Consider the following 519-nt stretch of genomic DNA (forward strand, 5'->3'; position numbering starts at 1 on the left):
TTGGTATATTAGCAACACTTGAAACAATGACATATTATGATTTAACAAAAGCAGAGTATATAAATATTGCATCTAGATTTGCATTACCAGATTTAGAGATTATGTTAGAAGCTGAACAAATTGAAGAAAAAGAAGTAGAAAAAGATAAAGAAAAAGAAACTAATAAAATACCTAAAATACCTGTAAAAACACAAATAGATATAGATATATTAGCATTAGCAATTATAGCAACACAATCTGATATATCTTCTGTTAAAGCAACTGCATTGTATGCATTAAATAAACTTGGTATAAGAGATTGGTTAAAAGAAGTTAATGATAAGAAACTTGCTATTAAAATGATAAATAGTTTATTAACAGTATCTACAAGATTTAAATTAGCAAGATTATATACAAAAAATGCTATAAATACATTAGCATCTGCATCTGGTAATGTAACTAAAAAACCTGCAATTAAAGATACAGATATAATAGAACTTGGGCAAAAAATAGGTGCAATAATGGCATATGATGCTATAA

1 protein-coding gene is annotated in these 519 nt (G+C 25.6%); it reads left to right on the plus strand.

All coding sequences use genetic code 11. The features are described from left to right. Positions 1-519: hypothetical protein (locus tag ACP5QL_RS09270; protein WP_428127317.1), on the plus strand; the 519-nt coding region annotated here is incomplete at both ends.

The organism is Dictyoglomus sp., from assembly GCF_049968615.1.
GTDB classification, from domain to species: Bacteria; Dictyoglomota; Dictyoglomia; order Dictyoglomales; family Dictyoglomaceae; genus Dictyoglomus; species Dictyoglomus turgidum.